12 protein-coding genes and 1 pseudogene are annotated in these 16,757 nt (G+C 58.2%); 7 read left to right on the forward strand and 6 right to left on the reverse strand.

The window, feature by feature from the left end; translation table 11 throughout:
* The 4 genes from VCA57_RS03975 to norR form a co-directional block, all read right to left on the reverse strand.
* A partial coding sequence (locus VCA57_RS03975) for an STAS domain-containing protein (RefSeq protein WP_411183670.1) occupies window positions 1-257 on the reverse strand: 257 nt, incomplete at its 3' end.
* Window positions 247-3,201: a PAS domain S-box protein gene (locus VCA57_RS03980; protein WP_411183671.1), complete on the reverse strand. Its 2,955-nt coding sequence runs from the start codon at window positions 3,199-3,201 to the stop codon at window positions 247-249. The genes VCA57_RS03975 and VCA57_RS03980, both read right to left, overlap by 11 nt.
* A 150-nt stretch (window positions 3,202-3,351) precedes the next feature.
* Window positions 3,352-5,046, reverse strand: a complete 1,695-nt coding sequence (locus tag VCA57_RS03985) for a putative bifunctional diguanylate cyclase/phosphodiesterase (protein WP_411183672.1) — start codon at window positions 5,044-5,046, stop codon at window positions 3,352-3,354.
* A 193-nt stretch (window positions 5,047-5,239) separates the two neighbouring features.
* Window positions 5,240-6,793: a nitric oxide reductase transcriptional regulator NorR gene (norR, locus tag VCA57_RS03990; RefSeq protein WP_411183673.1), complete on the reverse strand. Its 1,554-nt coding sequence runs from the start codon at window positions 6,791-6,793 to the stop codon at window positions 5,240-5,242.
* Window positions 6,794-6,968: 175 nt separating this feature from the next.
* Between norR and hmpA the strand changes: the two genes are divergently transcribed.
* The gene (gene hmpA / locus VCA57_RS03995; RefSeq protein WP_411183674.1) at window positions 6,969-8,150 is read left to right on the forward strand and encodes an NO-inducible flavohemoprotein; all 1,182 of its coding nucleotides are present in this window, start codon (window positions 6,969-6,971) and stop codon (window positions 8,148-8,150) included.
* A gap of 19 nt (window positions 8,151-8,169) precedes the next feature.
* Here hmpA and VCA57_RS04000 read toward each other — a convergent pair whose 3' ends face one another.
* Together VCA57_RS04000 and VCA57_RS04005 are read right to left on the reverse strand one after the other, a co-directional pair.
* On the reverse strand, window positions 8,170-9,393 hold the full coding sequence (locus VCA57_RS04000; RefSeq protein ID WP_411183675.1) for a CaiB/BaiF CoA transferase family protein: 1,224 nt from the start codon (window positions 9,391-9,393) through the stop codon (window positions 8,170-8,172).
* Between the two features lie 123 nt (window positions 9,394-9,516).
* Complete coding sequence (locus tag VCA57_RS04005) at window positions 9,517-10,695, reverse strand: acyl-CoA dehydrogenase (RefSeq protein WP_411183676.1); 1,179 nt, start codon at window positions 10,693-10,695, stop codon at window positions 9,517-9,519.
* Between the two features lie 197 nt (window positions 10,696-10,892).
* Between VCA57_RS04005 and VCA57_RS04010 the strand changes: the two genes are divergently transcribed.
* The 6 genes and pseudogenes from VCA57_RS04010 to VCA57_RS04035 form a co-directional block, all read left to right on the forward strand.
* Complete coding sequence (locus tag VCA57_RS04010; RefSeq protein ID WP_411183677.1) at window positions 10,893-11,792, forward strand: LysR family transcriptional regulator; 900 nt, start codon at window positions 10,893-10,895, stop codon at window positions 11,790-11,792.
* 555 nt (window positions 11,793-12,347) lie between these two features.
* On the forward strand, window positions 12,348-13,469 hold the full coding sequence (locus tag VCA57_RS04015) for a Re/Si-specific NAD(P)(+) transhydrogenase subunit alpha (protein ID WP_411183678.1): 1,122 nt from the start codon (window positions 12,348-12,350) through the stop codon (window positions 13,467-13,469).
* A gap of 14 nt (window positions 13,470-13,483) precedes the next feature.
* Entirely contained in the window at window positions 13,484-13,801 is a 318-nt protein-coding gene (locus VCA57_RS04020) for an NAD(P) transhydrogenase subunit alpha (RefSeq protein ID WP_411183679.1), read from the forward strand.
* Entirely contained in the window at window positions 13,801-15,237 is a 1,437-nt protein-coding gene (locus tag VCA57_RS04025) for an NAD(P)(+) transhydrogenase (Re/Si-specific) subunit beta (protein ID WP_411183680.1), read from the forward strand. Before VCA57_RS04020 ends, VCA57_RS04025 begins: the two co-directional genes overlap by 1 nt.
* A 264-nt stretch (window positions 15,238-15,501) precedes the next feature.
* Window positions 15,502-16,482, forward strand: a complete 981-nt coding sequence (locus VCA57_RS04030; RefSeq protein WP_411183681.1) for a helix-turn-helix domain-containing protein — start codon at window positions 15,502-15,504, stop codon at window positions 16,480-16,482.
* Between the two features lie 138 nt (window positions 16,483-16,620).
* A pseudogene (locus tag VCA57_RS04035) lies at window positions 16,621-16,731 on the forward strand (ESPR domain-containing protein); the annotation flags it as partial.
* Between the last annotated feature and the right edge of the window lie 26 nt (window positions 16,732-16,757).

The following is a 16,757-nucleotide window of genomic DNA, read 5'->3' on the forward strand; positions in this document are numbered from 1 at the left end:
ATGACGTGATCGTGTGCCTTGGCGACCTTCAGATTACCAGAGGCCTTGCGCAAACGTTGAAACAAGGCAGTCAGAACCCCAAAAGCCATACTGTTTAACCAGCGCGCTTGCCCAAGATCCAAAACCACCTTCACCGCTTCACTTTCACCAATAAGACCCGTGATATAATCGGCCAACTCAGACATCTCGGGATCAGAAATCTGACCACTGAGTGTTAAAATACGGATGTCACCCTCAAAAGATTCTTCAAATGCCATCTTTCTTCCTTTCGTGTTCTTGCAAGCGATCACCCGACACCCCATTGCCCAATTCAACCATCAGGCGATCAACCTCCCCTTTTAGGTTTTCCCAGTGATCATCCACATTTTCCCAGATTCCGTTTTCACCCATCTCTTCAAGCACAGCCGCTGCTACACGTGTTTGATGCGCAAAGAACAAATCTGCATTCTCTCGTAACTCACGTGCCCCCGACCGCAGCCTTTCTGCGTCAGTACAAGCGACCGCTATATCAATTCGCGCCATCATACCGTCTTTGCTGCGAATAAACATCTCAGCCAGAGTATGTAAAATCGTGGCATCCCCATCTACGCGCTGAAGCGACTTTGCCCAATTGAGCGCCCCGGGGGTTGCCACAGGTGCATTTTCTACAATATCAAAAAAGGATTGAGAACGTAGCGGTTTTGCAACATACCCATCCATTCCGGCAGCAAGACATCGTTCTCGAACTCCTTTCATAACATCGGCAGTCATTGCGATAATAGGAATATGTTCACCTGTTTGCTGCTCTTGTTTGCGAATTATGGCAGTCGTCTCGAATCCATCCATTTCGGGCATCTGAATAGGCGTGCGAATTTCATGGCTCATATTGGCCAGGAATGATGATTTGGCCGCGCTGGCGGCATCGGCCTGCTCTTTGGCATCCAGCAAGCGTGCTTGCAGTTCACGTTGGGCGGTAATGTCGCGATTGATGCCCGTAACCCGCAGGACCGCGCCTTTATCGTCGAGCTCAACCTGGGCCCCCGCTTGGACAATGCGCACTTGGCCATCAGGGCGCACAACACGGAAGACCGGGTCATAAATTGCGCCGGAATCCACCGCCTGTTGCAGCATGTTGGCGGCCATCGCTACATCATCTGGATGGACACGTGAATACCAGTGCTCATAGCACAAGCCGTTATCACGCAGGCTCAGCGGCTGGTCGTACAGCTCGAACATACGGTCGTTCCAGCTCAGGGTGTCGTCGGCTACGGTCCAGGACCAGATCCCCAGCTCGGCGACATCCGCCGCCATCAGCAATTGATCACGCGCTGCGGCAACGGCCGCCGCGGCCGCTTTTTGCGCAGTTAAATCAACTGCCATACCGAGGTAGCCGTTGACCTCACCCTGCTCATCGCGCATCGCTGTGACCGCCAGTGATACGGGGATATGGGAGCCATCGCGGCGTAGGTAAGTCCACTCGCGGGTTTCGGCACCCTCCAGTTCAGTTTGGTGGACAAATACCCGGAACCCTTCAATTGCCTGGCCATACTGCGCCGTTAACTCAAGTGAGCGTGCCGCCACTTCTTCCTGTAGATGGAAGATGGCTGGGCTGCGTTGATCGATTAACTCCGCAGCCGTATAGCCCAGCAGGCGCTCGGCACCAGTATTGAATAAGCGGATGATGCCATCGCAGTCAGTGGCGATGATGGCCACCTCGGAAGCCGAGCGCAGCACGTTGCCGAGTAGCACGTTGAGCTGGCGCAGCTCGGATGTGCGCTGGATAACCTGAGCTTCCAGGTTGCTGTTTAGCTCATGAATCTTCGCATTCGTGGCCACTTGCTCAGATATATCGCGAACCGTTTTTGACGCCCCAATCACTAGCCCCTCAGGGTTGCGAATAGGCGATACGGTCACCGATACGGGAATCAGCTCGCCATTTTTATGTTGGCGCTGAGTATCAAAGGCAGATATAGGTTGCCCTGCTCTGATATTGGCGAGAATTTCAGCTTCTTCCGCCCGAAGTTGCTCGGGCACTATCAGCTCATTAATACGCTGCCCCAATGCCTCTTTGGCACTGAAGCCGAACAACCTTTCGGCACCATGATTCCAACTCGTTACCGTGCCATTAAGGTCTTTGCCGATAATGCCGTCCGCCGAGCTTTCAACAATCGCCGCCAGTTTGGCCTGCTCTGCGATGATTTGCCGTTGACGGGTGCGGCTGACACTCAGCACGCCAACCAAGCTTGCCAGCAGCACCGAGAGCAGCCCGCCGACGCTCAACACCAGTAACGGCGAAAGCTGGTTTAGTTGTTCGATGAATAGCGGGTGTGCGCCGAACTGAATTTCCCAGCGGCGGCCATATACATCGCGCTGGACGGTGTGGGAAAGGACAATTTCCTGAGAGCGCTCATCCGCGTCGTTATAAAACACGACACTTTGTGCGGGGTCGGTAACGTCCCGTAACTCAAGGCTGACTGCCTGCTCCGGTGGTCGTATGCCTTTGAGTACTTCATCGGTAATGAGCGGTGCATAACTCCAGCCGAACGCTTGCGCTTCACGCGCCTCTGTTGTGTCGGGAGTAACCCCGCCACGGTAGATCGGCATAAGAATAAGAAAGGACTGCAGTGGCTTGCCAATGCTCTGTACCAACGTAATGGGCCCTGTAATGCGTACTTCACCGCTGCGCATGGCGGACAGTGCGGCTTGCCGCCGGTTGGTTTCAGAGGCGATGTCCAGGCCAACGGCTACCTTATTACGTTCGAGATTACTGATGTACTGGATGACATAGCGTTCACCGTCATGGGGGCTTAGTTGACGGATGGTAAAGTCTGGCCAGCCATCGGCCCGTGCTTGAGCTACAAATGCGGCCTCATCGGCTGGAGCCACACGGCGAATAAAGCCAAAGCCGCGTGCCCCAGGGAACTCGATATCAACAGCACGCGTGCCGCTGTAGAGATCAAAAGCCTTACGGGTGATGCCATCGTAGCCCATGGTTTGAATCGAGCCCCGGGCACCGCGCAAGCCATATTGGTAGAGCTTTATGCGATTGGCTACCGCGTCTGCGGTTCTCTGCGCTTCAGCCATTACCGCCGCATCAGCTTTCTCTAGGTTGAAGCGTGAAACGCCAACGTAGGCTGCGGCACTAAGTGTCAGGCCTATTAGCAAGCTGATGATGGCCCGTCGATTGGCGACAAACACGGTGAGTTTTTTGCTTATTGGCATGGCATTCCAACCGAAAATACAGCCGATTTGTGCCGGTAGCGTTCACCCGCAGCACTTGCGTTTATCGGCTAGGGAATAAAAACCAGGTCATCGCTAGCTATGTATAACGTTATGGGATGCAGACGCTAATTGCGCTACTACCAAGGTGTATCAACTGTGCATGGTGCGAGCATTAAGGAATTCACAAAACTGCATAAATGGTACAGGGCGAGAGTACAGGTAGCCCTGCATGATCTGGCAGCCTGCAGCTTGCAAAGCGTCGGCCTGCCCCTGGGTTTCTACGCCCTCGGCGACTAACTCCAAATCGAGCGCCTGGGCCAGTTTGATAATGGCCTCAATAATGGCGGCATCGCTTTTGTCGACCAACATGTCACGGACAAAACTTTGGTCAATCTTCAATACATCGACTGGGAAGCGTTTTAGATAAGCCAGGCTGCAATAGCCCGTGCCAAAGTCATCAATCGCAATGCGTACCCCTTGTTCTCGGAGTGAGGTCAGTACCTGCTGAGTGGTATTTACGTCCTTGGCCAACACCCCCTCGGTAATTTCCAGCTCTAAGAACTCAGGCTTTAGCTTTGACTCAAACAAGATGTCTTGCACCATCTGCAAAAACGACTCTTCAAGAAATTGCACCGCTGAAATATTCACACTGACAACAACCTGCCTGCCCTGCTCAATAAGCTTCTGAGCATCGTGGCAAGCCTGTCGTAGTACGTATTTACCAATCGGGATGATCAGCCCGGTTTCCTCGGCCAGCGGAATAAAGGCCGTTGGCGAAATCAAACTGTCATCTTTATTTCGCCAGCGAATAAGCGCCTCCATGCCGATTACGGCGGCATCGCCGACCGCCACCTTGGCTTGGTAGAACACCTCAAATACGCCGAACTCCAGCGCACTGCGCATATGCTGCTCAAGCAAATGCCGGCCGCGGGTACTGCTTTCAATATCGGCAGAGAAAAAACGAAAGCGGTTACGGCCGTCGAGTTTGGCTTGGTACATGGCCGCATCGGCATGACGGTACAGCGCTTCGGCATTTTCGCTGTCGTCAGGGAACACGCTAATGCCAATGCTCGCGCTAAGGTTGTAGCGATGGTCGTTAAGCACGAATGGCGTTGCAATTGTGCTCTGCAGTCGCTTGGCAAAATCGCCTACGACATCGACTCCATTCACTTCTGGTAAGAGGATGATGAACTCATCGCCGCCTTGGCGGCTAACGGTATCCAGCGCCCTGGCGGCTAACGACAAACGTGCAGCGGTCTCTATAAGCAAGGCGTCGCCGATTGAATGGCTCAATGAATCATTAATATTTTTAAAGTTATCCAGGTCCAGTAACAGCATGGCTACCCGAGCCTTGCTGCGATGCGCTTTCTGTAAGGCTTGCTCGATACGGTCTTGCAGCAGTATGCGATTTGGCAGCCCCGTTAGCGCATCGTGGTTGGCGAGTTGTTTTGCTTCATTGCGCAAGGCCAGGTGCGCTTTGATATGCGCCCGGGCCACGGGGAGGTCGAGTGGTTTACGGATGAAGCCAATGCCGCCGTATTCAAGTGCACGCAGCTCGTTGCTCGCCTGAGCGTGAGAGGTCACGAAGATGACGGCGGCGTCGCACAATTTGGGGTCAGCTTTCAGCTCTTGGCATACCGCGAAACCGCTCATGCCGTTCATTTCGATATCGAGCAGCACAAGATCAGGGTTGCATTGCCTGGCCAGCGCCAGCGCTGAAGGGCCGTCGCTGGCTATGTACACATCACCTAGGTCGCGCACCGCTTCGCTTAGAACCAGAGCGTCAGTGGCTTGGTCTTCGACGATCAAGATGACCGAGTCCAAGTTAATTCCTTTACTGCGCATGTGCGGCTCCGAATAGTCCCTTTGCACCTTCTGTGCAGTGAGACTAGCTCAGTCTTGGTCAGTATGTGGCCGAGGGAATCACCGAAAACTCTGCTAATACCAGCTAGGAGAAGGCCGATCACTCGGGCCTGGCATAAGGGACGTTGAGTAGGGTTTTGCGTGCGCAGGTATCAAGGGCTAGGTCATCACTAATTTATTTTTCCAGGCCCAAGCGCTTGGCCAGGCGGATCAGGTTAGCGCGGTCGATACCCAATTCGCGGGCGGTGGCGGCCCATTTGTGCTGGTGGCGGCTGAGGGCTTGGCTAATCAGCTGCTTCTGGTAGGCGTCGAGCGCTTCGCGCAGCGGCAGCTCGCTGTGTGGCTCTGTTGTACTCAGGGCGGTAGACCGGGCGGTTTCTGGGTTGCCTGGTAAATCTAGATGGGGGCTGTCGATGCTGAGGATACGCGGCCGTTCGCTGCTGCCGGCTAGGGCCTTGAGGGCGGCGCGGCCGATTAGGTGTTCGAGTTCGCGCACGTTGCCCGGCCAGGAATACCCCAGCAGGCTGGCCTGGGCTTCGGCAGTCAAACGCAGGCTGCGTAGGCCCAGGCGCGCACGGTTTTCTTCGAGGAAGTAGCCCGCCAGCAATAAGACATCGCGGCCGCGTTCACGCAGCGCCGGGACTTGCAGCGGGTAGACGCTGAGGCGGTGATAGAGGTCGGCGCGAAAACGTCCGGCGCGCACTTCGTCGGCCAGGTCGCGGTTGCTGGCGGCCAGTACGCGTACGTTGACCCGTTGTTCGTGGTCGGCACCGACCCGTTGCAGCTGGCCGCTTTGCAGCACGCGCAGCAGTTTGGCTTGGGCGGCCAGGGGTAATTCGCCGATTTCATCGAGAAACAGGCTGCCGCCGTCGGCCAGTTCGAACTTGCCGCGTCGTTCGTTGTGCGCGCCGGTGAAGGCACCGCGTACATGGCCGAACAGTTCACTTTCCACCAGGTTATCCGGCAGCGCTGCGCAGTTGAGGCTGATCAGCGGTTTTGCAGCCCGTGGCGATGCGCCATGCAGGGCTTCGGCGACCAGCTCTTTGCCGACCCCGGTTTCGCCACTGATCAGCACGCTCAGCTCGCTGTTGCCGACCAGGGCAATTTCCGCCTGCAAACGTTTGTGCACGGCGCTCTGGCCGATCAGCTCACGTGGGCGTTGTTGGCCGGCGGCTTGTTTGTAGGCTTCAGCTAGTTGGTGCTGATCCTCGGCGCGTTGCAGCAGCGTGTTGATCCGCTCATTGGCCATTACGGTGGCGGCGGCCAGGCTGGCAAAGGCCTGCAAGTTGTCTAGGTCGACGCGGCCAAAGCTGGCCGGTTCGAGTGAGTCGAGGGTTAGCAACCCCCAGGGTTGGTCCTGCACATACAGCGGGCAACCGAGGCAATCATGCACGGGTAGGTGGCCACGATGGCCGTCGAGCAGGCCGTCATAGGGGTCGGGAAGTTCGCAGTCGGTGGCGAAGCGGGTTGGTCCGCGTTGCGCCATTAAGGCTTGCAGGCGCGGGTGTTCGCTGAGCTTGAAGCGGCGGCCGAGGGTGTCGGTGCTAAGGCCTTCGACGGCCAGTGGAATCAGCACTTCGCCATCGAGCTTGAGCAGTGCCACGGCGTCGCACGGTAGTAGTTGCCGTAGCGCTTGTAGCAGACGGCGATAGCGCTCGGCTTCCGGCAGTTCGCGGGACAGGTCGGCGACCAATGGGATCAGGGCGGTGAGCAGTGGGTTTGCTGTCATAAGGACACGTTAGCTGTCATTAAGACTCAAAATACTCGCTGTCATAAAGACACAAGTATTTTTAAGTATATGATTTATATGGATAAAATAATTGGCATGCTTCCTGTAATAGTCAGGGTGATATGAACCGAACCGCTGCGCAAGTGCAGCGTGTCGCCCACACGAGGAAGCCCGCATGTTGACCCCCGCACAAACCGACCTGATCAAAGCCACCGTGCCGTTGCTGGAAAGCGGCGGTGAAGCCCTGACTCGGCACTTTTATCAGCAGATGCTCAACGACTACCCCGAGGTGCGCGCGTTGTTTAATCAGGCGCACCAGGCCAGCGGCGGCCAACAGCGTGCGCTGGCCAATGCGGTGCTGATGTATGCCCGGCATATCGACAAGCTGGACGCACTGGGGCCGTTGGTTGGGCAGATCGTCAACAAGCATGTGTCGTTGCAAATTCTGCCCGAGCATTACCCGATTGTCGGCAGCTGCCTGCTGCGGGCGATCCGTGAGGTGCTCGGCACCGAGATTGCCACTGATGCGGTTATCGCGGCATGGGCCGTGGCCTATGGTCAGCTCGCTGACATCCTGATGGGTGCTGAGGAGGCAGCCTATGCCGCTAACGCCAATGCCGAGGGCGGCTGGCGCGGGGCACGGCGTTTCCGCTTGAGCCGCAAGGTGCAGGAGAGCGAAGAGATCGTTTCGCTGTACTTGGCTCCGGCTGATGGTGGCGCGCTGGTGGATTTCCAACCGGGCCAGTACATCGGTTTGCGCCTGCTGCTGGACTCGGGCGAGCAGCGCCGCAACTACTCGCTGTCGGCCTTAAGTAATGGCCGCGAGTACCGTATCAGCGTCAAACGTGAGGTGGGTGGCAAGGTGTCCAATTACCTGCACGACCAGCTGCAGGTCGGCGATAGCCTGGAACTGTTTGCCCCTGCGGGGGATTTCATCCTGCGCGAGTCACCCAAGCCGCTGGTGCTGATTACCGCCGGAGTCGGTATCACCCCGGCACTGAGCATGCTGGAGGCGGCCCGCGACAGTGGCCGCGACATTCACTTTATCCACTGCGCGCGGCATGCCGGTGTGCATGCTTTTCGCGATTGGGTTGAGACGCAGCGCGGTGCGTGTCCGCAGTTACGCCATTACGTCTGCTACAGCGAGCCGCGCGAGGGGGATGCGGGGGATGCCGAAGGCTTTCTAAGCCTTGAGCAACTGGACGCTTGGCTGCCCGAGCAGCGTGATCTGGATGCCTACTTCCTTGGTCCCAAACCGTTTATGGCGCAAATCAAACAGCACCTGCAACGCCTGGGCGTGCCGCCGACACAGAGTCACTACGAGTTCTTTGGCCCGGCCAGCGCGCTGGATAGTTAAAACCAGGGTTTAGCCGCCTCTACAGCACCCCTGCTGTACGCAAAGCGTTGATCTGCTCTGTGCTCAGACCAAGGTGGCGGCTCAGCACCTGCTCGGTGTGTTCGCCAAGTAGTGGTGGCGCGTTGCGGTATTGCACTGGTGTGGCGGACAGGCGCAGCGGGCTGGCGACTTGTGGCGTGGTGCTGCCCAGACTATTCGGTAGGTCCAGGCGCAGCCCGCGCGCTTGTACCTGAGGGTCGGCGAACACTTGGGCCAGGTCGTTGATCGGTCCGCACGGCACGCCAGCCGCTTCCAGCAGCGCCACCCATTCGGCGGTGGTTTTGAATACTGTGGCTTGACGCAGCAGTGGGATCAGCTCGGCACGGTGGGCAACGCGGGCCTTGTTAGTGATAAAGCGCGGGTCGTCGGCCAGCGCGGTGAGGCCGGCAACCTCGCACAGCTTGCGGAATTGCCCATCGTTGCCCACGGCGATGATGAAGTTGCCGTCGGCTGAGGGGAAATCCTGATAAGGCACGATATTCGGGTGAGCGTTGCCCAGGCGCTTGGGCGAAATACCGGTGTTGAGGTAATTCATTGCCTGGTTGGCCAGGCAGGCCACCTGCACATCAAGCAGCGCTACATCGATATGTTGGCCGAGGCCGGATTGCTCGCGCTGATTCAGCGCCGCCAGTACACCGACGGTGGCGTACAGGCCGGTGAGAATATCGGTGAGGGCCACGCCGACCTTCATGGGGCCAGCACCCTCCTCGCCATCAGGCTTGCCGGTCAGGCTCATCAGCCCGCCGAGGCCCTGGATCATAAAGTCATAACCGGCGCGCTTGGCGTAGGGGCCACTTTGCCCAAAGCCGGTGATGGAACAGTAGATCAGCCGTGGGTTGATGGCTTTCAGCGCTTCATAGTCGAGGCCATAAGCCGCCAGGCCGCCGACCTTGAAGTTCTCCAGCAGTACGTCGCAGTGCTGCACCAGCTCGCGTACCAGCCGTTGGCCTTCGGCCTGGGTGAAGTCCAACGTGACCGATTGCTTATTGCGGTTTGCGCTTTGAAAGTACGCCGCTTCGCGGGAATCATTGCCCTCGGCATCTTTCACATAGGGCGGGCCCCAGTGGCGGGTGTCATCGCCAGTACCGGGGCGCTCGACCTTGATCACCTCGGCACCGAGGTCGCCGAAAATCTGCCCAGCCCAAGGCCCAGCGAGCACGCGGGACAGGTCGAGAACGCGGATATGCGAGAGTGCGCCGGGCATGGGAAGGCCTCACAGGAGAGAAACGTAGGATGGGTTAGCCGCAAGGCGGCGTAACCCATCGGGCGATGTGATGGGTATCGCTATGCTCAGGCTGCGCGCCCCGACCCATCCTACGTGGAGGGTTTAGAAAAACGCCTGAATGCCGGTTTGTGCACGGCCAAGAATCAACGCGTGCACGTCGTGGGTGCCTTCGTAGGTATTGACCACTTCCAGGTTGACCAGATGGCGGGCCACGCCGAACTCGTCGCTGATACCGTTGCCGCCGAGCATGTCGCGGGCCAGGCGGGCGATGTCCAGGGATTTGCCGCAGCTGTTGCGCTTCATGATCGAGGTGATTTCCACCGCCGCGGTGCCTTCATCCTTCATCCGGCCGAGGCGCAGGCAGCCTTGCAGGGCCAGGGTGATTTCGGTTTGCATGTCGGCGAGCTTCTTCTGGATCAACTGGTTGGCGGCCAGTGGGCGGCCGAATTGTTTGCGATCCAGGGTGTATTGACGGGCCGTGTGCCAGCAGTCTTCGGCAGCGCCCAGTGCGCCCCAACTGATGCCGTAACGGGCAGAGTTGAGGCAGGTGAAGGGACCTTTCAGGCCGCGCACGTCAGGGAAGGCGTTCTCTTCCGGGCAGAACACGTTGTCCATGACGATTTCGCCGGTGATCGAGGCGCGCAGGCCGACCTTGCCGTGAATGGCCGGGGCGCTCAGGCCCTGCCAGCCTTTTTCCAGCACGAAGCCGCGGATCTCGCCGGCGTCATCTTTAGCCCAAACCACGAACACGTCGGCAATCGGGCTGTTGGTGATCCACATTTTCGCGCCGGTCAGGCGATAGCCGCCGTCGACCTTCTTGGCGCGGGTAATCATGCTGCCTGGGTCGGAGCCGTGGTCCGGTTCAGTGAGGCCGAAGCAGCCGATGTATTCGCCACTGGCCAGTTTGGGCAGGTATTTCTGCTTGGTGGCTTCGTTGCCGAATTCATAGATCGGCACCATCACCAGCGAGGACTGCACGCTCATCATCGAGCGGTAGCCGGAGTCGATACGCTCGACTTCACGAGCGATCAGGCCGTAGCACACGTAGTTCAGACCGCTGCCGCCGTACTGCTCGGGAATAGTTGCGCCGAGCAGGCCGGTTTCGCCCATTTCGCGGAAAATTTTTGGGTCAGTTTGTTCGTGGCGGAAGGCTTCGATCACCCGTGGTTTCAGCTTGTCGGCGGCGAACTGCTGGGCGCTGTCGCGGACCATGCGCTCTTCTTCGCTGAGCTGTTGATCCAGCAGCAGCGGGTCGATCCAGTTAAAGCTTGCCTTAGCCATCGCGAAAACCTCGAATTTGCACAGTGATAGGGCGGGCAGTTATGCAGCCATGCCGCGCCCGCAGGTCAGTGGGATTGATCCTAGGCGGCTTGTGCTGGGCAGGCAAACGAGTAATCTGCACCCTGTTGTGCGAATTACTCACTTCGAAATAGGGTTATTTGCCGCTTAATGCCAAATAAAGTGAGGCTGACGCACATATGCGCCGCAAGATTCCCAGCACGGCCGCCCTTATCGCTTTCGAGTCTGCGGCACGGCATCAGAGTTTCACCAAGGCGGCAGATGAGCTTAGCCTGACCCAGGGCGCGGTGTGCCGGCAGATCGCCGGGTTGGAAGCCTTCCTTAATATCGAGCTGTTTCGCCGCTCGCGCCGGGGCGTGAAGCTCACCGAAGCGGGCCAGTCTTATGCGCGCCGGGTGGCCGGCCAGTTGGATGCAGTGGAACGCGACACCTTGGCGGTAATGGGCCAGCAAGGGGCGATGAGCATTGAGCTGGCGGTGGTGCCTACGTTCGGTACGCAGTGGTTACTGCCGCGCCTGAAGGATTTCCAGCGGTTGCACCCGGAGATCACCGTTAACCTGACGAACCGCACGCGGCCCTTTCTGTTTGCCGATACCGAGTTCGACGCGGCGGTGTATTTCGGCGATGGCGACTGGTCCGGTACGCGCGCGCACTTGCTGATGGGGGAAAACTCCATGCCGGTATGCAGCCCGGCGTTGCTTGATGGTCAGGCGCAGCTCAGCGCCGAGCAGATTGCCAACCTGCCGTTACTGCAACAAACCACGCGGCCCTACGCCTGGCGGCAGTGGTTTAACGCGCAGGGGCTGAATACCCCGCGAGATATGACCGGGCCGCGTTATGAGCTTTTTTCCATGTTGGCGCAGGCGGCTATTCATGAGATGGGCGTCGCCCTGATACCGCCCTTCCTGATTCGTCGTGAGCTGGATGAGGGACGGCTGGTGGTCGCGCTCAACCATCCGCTGCCTGACAACGCGCGTGCTTATTACCTGATCGTGCCGGAGCGCAAAGTGGAATCGGCGGCACTCACGGCGTTTCGCGACTGGTTGGTGAGTGAGGCGGCGCACTACCAGCAGCCGTGAGCGTCGGCACAACCGTGCGGTTGTTTGAGTGGCCGGCAGCGCTGGCTGCTCAGCTGGAACGACTGAATATCGAGTTGCAGCAAAACGCTGGAGGTTTTGCTGCACACGAATATGCGCCAAAGCCCATGTCCTCTGTGCTGTAGCTAGGTAGTGAGCTAATCACCAGACTACAAGATTTTTGACGTCAAAAGCTTTGTAAGGCCTATTCCTGCTGGTATGAAGGCTATTTTTTACAAGGCGTTCGTTACCTTCGACACATTAGCTAATTCGATCAGCGGTCATCCATCTTACGTATGTCAAAAGTCCTCTGAAACCTGCGTGGATAGAGGGTAAGGCCAGAATTAACGCGGCCTGTAGACAGTATGAAAAGTAGTCATGGCCCTATAACTTGTAGTAATGCAATTTTCTTACTCCATAACTTCTTGAATGGTCTGCCGTTCGCCTGCAAAATGCCGCGCCCGCCACTTTGGCGCGGGTTTGTGCTGATCCTCCCTAATGCCCGCGTGCCATCCGCAGTGCGCCGGTTCACCAAAAAGATCACGCAGGAGAATTGAAGTGCACATCGGTGTTCCTCTCGAAACCCATGCTGGTGAGACGCGCGTTGCCGCAACTCCCGAAACCATCAAGAAGCTGATCGGCCAAGGCCATCAGGTGACTGTACAGACCGGTGCTGGCGTGAGCGCGAGCATTCCGGACAGCGCCTATGAAGCTGCTGGCGCGGCTATTGGTAGCGACTCCGCTGCCTTTGCTGCCGATCTGGTGCTGAAAGTGGCCGCTCCGACCGACGCTGAACTGGCGCACATGAAAGCCGGCGCTGTGTTGGTGGGCATGCTCAACCCGTTCAGCAACGAGACCATCGCGCGCATCAATGCTCGCGGCGTCACGGCCTTCTCCCTGGAAGCTGCCCCGCGTACCTCCCGCGCGCAGAGCCTGGACGTGCTGTCGTCGCAAGCCAACATTGCCGGCTATAAGGCGGTACTGCTGGCGGCGCATCACTACCCGCGCTTTATGCCGATGCTGATGACCGCTGCCGGTACCGTTAAGGCCGCGCGCATCCTGATTCTTGGTGCCGGTGTTGCTGGCTTGCAGGCTATCGCCACGGCCAAGCGCTTGGGTGCGGTGATCGAGGCCTCGGACGTGCGTCCGGCGGTTAAAGAGCAGATCGAGTCGCTCGGTGCCAAGTTCGTCGATGTGCCGTTCGAGACCGATGAAGAGCGCGAATGCGCGCAAGGCGTCGGTGGCTACGCGCGGCCGATGCCGGCGTCGTGGATGGAGCGTCAGGCCAAGGCGGTGCACGAGCGCGCCAAGCAGGCTGACATCGTCATCACCACTGCGCTGATCCCAGGCCGTAAGGCACCGACCCTGCTGCATGCCGCTACCGTGGCGGAAATGAAGCCTGGTTCGGTGATCATCGATCTCGCTGCAGCGCAAGGCGGCAACTGCCCGCTGACCGTTGCCGAGCAGGTGGTGGTTGAGCACGGCGTGACCATCGTCGGCCACAGCAACCTTGCTGCCCTGGTACCGGCCGATGCCTCGGCACTGTATGCACGCAACCTGCTGGACTTCCTCAAGCTGGTTATCGACGGCGAAGGCAAGTTCCACCTCAACCTTGAAGACGACATCGTCGCCGCGTGCCTGATGTGCCGTGACGGCAACGTCGTGCGCACTAACGGCTAAGGGGAGCACTGCTCATGGATATGATTTCTGACGGCATCTACAACCTGATCATCTTTGTACTGGCCATCTACGTGGGTTATCACGTGGTATGGAACGTAACGCCTGCCCTGCACACCCCGCTGATGGCGGTGACCAACGCGATTTCCGCAATCGTGATCGTCGGCGCCATGCTGGCTGCTGCACTCACCGTAACCCCGCTGGGTAAAACCATGGGCACCCTGGCCGTGGCGTTGGCGGCGGTTAACGTGTTTGGTGGCTTTTTGGTCACCCGGCGCATGCTGGAAATGTTCAAGAAGAAAGCGCCTAAGGCTGCTGCTGGGGAGAAGCACTGATGAGTATGAATCTGATCACTGTGCTCTACCTCGTCGCCTCGATCTGCTTTATCCAGGCGCTTAAAGGCCTGTCGCACCCGACCACATCGCGTCGCGGCAACCTGTTTGGCATGCTCGGTATGGGTTTGGCGGTGCTGACCACCGTTGGCCTGATCTACAAGCTTGGCGCTGAATTGGCCACCCAAGGCATTGGTTACGTAATTGTCGGCCTGTTGGTCGGTGGTACGGCCGGCTCGATCATGGCCAAGCGTGTGGAAATGACCAAGATGCCGGAGCTGGTCGCCTTCATGCACAGCATGATTGGCCTGGCTGCGGTGTTTATCGCCATTGCCGCCGTGGTTGAGCCGCAGTCGCTGGGTATTGTCGCAACGCTGGGCGACGCGATTCCGTCGGGTAATCGTCTGGAGTTGTTCCTCGGGGCGGCCATCGGTGCCATCACCTTCTCTGGTTCGGTGATCGCCTTCGGCAAACTCTCGGGCAAGTACAAGTTCCGCCTGTTCCAGGGCGCACCGGTACAGTTCAAAGGCCAGCACCTGTTCAACCTGCTGGTTGGCCTGGCCATCGTCGGCCTCGGCCTGGTGTTTGTTTTCACCGGCAACCTGCAAGCTTTCGCCGTGATGCTGGCGCTCGCCTTCGTCATCGGTGTGCTGATCATCATCCCGATTGGCGGTGCGGACATGCCAGTGGTGGTGTCGATGCTCAACAGCTACTCGGGCTGGGCAGCGGCCGGTATTGGTTTCTCGCTGAACAACTCGATGTTGATCATTGCAGGCTCCTTGGTAGGTTCGAGTGGCGCGATCCTCTCGTACATCATGTGCAAGGCGATGAACCGTTCGTTCTTCAACGTGATCCTCGGTGGTTTCGGTGGTGCTCCGGCAGAAGCCGGCCCGGCGGGTGCCAAAGAAGCGCGTCCGGTTAAATCCGGTTCGAGCGACGACGCGGCCTTCCTGCTGACCAACGCCGACACTGTGATCATCGTGCCGGGCTACGGCCTGGCTGTGGCCCGTGCCCAGCACGCGCTGATGGAGTTGGCCGAGAAGTTGACCCATCGCGGCGTCACCGTGAAGTACGCCATCCACCCGGTTGCCGGGCGTATGCCGGGCCACATGAACGTACTGCTGGCCGAGGCTGAAGTGCCTTACGAGCAAGTGTTCGAGATGGACGACATCAACTCCGAGTTCGGCCAGGCCGACGTGGTGCTGGTGCTCGGCGCCAACGATGTGGTCAACCCAGCGGCGAAAAACGACCCGACGTCGCCGATCGCCGGTATGCCGATCCTTGAGGCTTACAAAGCCAAGACTGTGATCGTCAACAAGCGCTCGATGGCCAGCGGCTACGCCGGTCTGGACAACGAACTGTTCTATTTGGACAAGACCATGATGGTCTTCGGCGACGCCAAGAAAGTCATCGAAGATATGGTGAAGGCAGTCGAGTAACGGCCGCGCTCTAGCTGAACGTTTAGCGATGCTTAATGCCGCTCACTGCACCCAGTGAGCGGCATTTTTTATGGCGCTGGTTAAATGCACGTGCATTTAGTCGGGCAGGGTTGTAATCGCATGAGTGTGTTGCCATTGTGGCGCAGTGCCATTAGCCACTGACAATGTGGCTGAAACTGAAGCGGGGCGGGCTGTAGAGGCGTCTGATTCAACATAATGAAAATGGCCTGCGCACAACGGTGAGTGCAGCAGCCAGGAGTACGCATGCTAATGGACCAACGCGCGGGAGAGTCCATCGCTATCACCGCAAAAAACCTGAGCTCAATAGTGGTCGAAGCTGCTTGTGTTCAGGCGGCCCAGCAGCCGTGGATCGCCATGGAGTGTTATCAGCTCGGGCGGGGGCGGCAGCTGACGCAGATGGACAGCCTGGATCTTGGTAGCCAGCAGGTCGTTCGCGAGTCGCAGATGGTGGCGGTACAAAAGCTTGGCGTTACACCGCAGAACCTCTGCACCCTCTCATATTGCACGTCTGATCCAAGTTTCCGTTTCTCCGAGCTAGGGGCGAATGCGGCCAATACCGTGTTCTTTATGCCCGAACATACCGAGTTCGACATTTTCGTGCCGGCGGGCGTGCAAACGGCGTATGTCAGCCTTAATCAGGATGAGTTTCTAAGTGGCGCGCGTACGCTCAATCCCGCGCAATGGGAACGCACACCAGAACAGTTGCAACACATTCAGACAGGTCAACAGGCGACGTTGCAGGCGACTATTAGCCAATGGTTCAGCACCCTCAGCGCGTCTCATACATCTGTGGATACGGATCTGATGAATCGCCTGTTGTTGCAAAGCATTCTGCAGGTGGCGGCAGGTACAAATGCAGATATCGCAACACCGTCGGCCCTGGAGCGATCGCGCGCGCTGCATATTTGCCGCATCGCCCGCTGCTTTGTGGAAGAGAGCCTCGCAGCCGATGTTGTCCCCAGCATCGTCGATGTCTGCACGGCGGCCGGTGTGTCTGAGCGCGCGCTGCAATACGCCTTTCGCACCTATGTTGATATGCCGCCCATCGCCTACCTTCGCCGGTGTCGCCTGAACCGTGTGCGGGCAACGCTGCGCACCTCAGATCCGCAAACCACCACCGTTACGCAAATCGCCATGCGCTTTGGCTTTTTGCACCTTGGGCGTTTTGCTCAGGATTATCGGCAACTGTTCGACGAATCCCCCTCTGTCACGCTTGCTTGCTGATCCATCTGCATAGCCCCGTTGGTGCAGCTGCAACAACCAACCGTAATAAGGCTTTACCTCAACACGTTTGCGGAAATCGGATAGCCGTAGTCCCTGCCGGCCAATAGGCTCGGCGAATTTCGGTTAAAAGGTTCCGCCATGAATCGCATCTACTGCTCCATATTCAATGCCGCTCTGGGCGCATGGGTGGCTGTGCCCGAAACAGCAAAAGCCCGTGGCAAAAATAAGGCGAGTGCCCGCACCACACACCGCTCAAAACACGTGCCTTTGTTTGG

The sequence above is a fragment of the Pseudomonas sp. genome (genome assembly GCF_046581935.1).
Taxonomy (GTDB): Bacteria; Pseudomonadota; Gammaproteobacteria; order Pseudomonadales; family Pseudomonadaceae; genus Aquipseudomonas.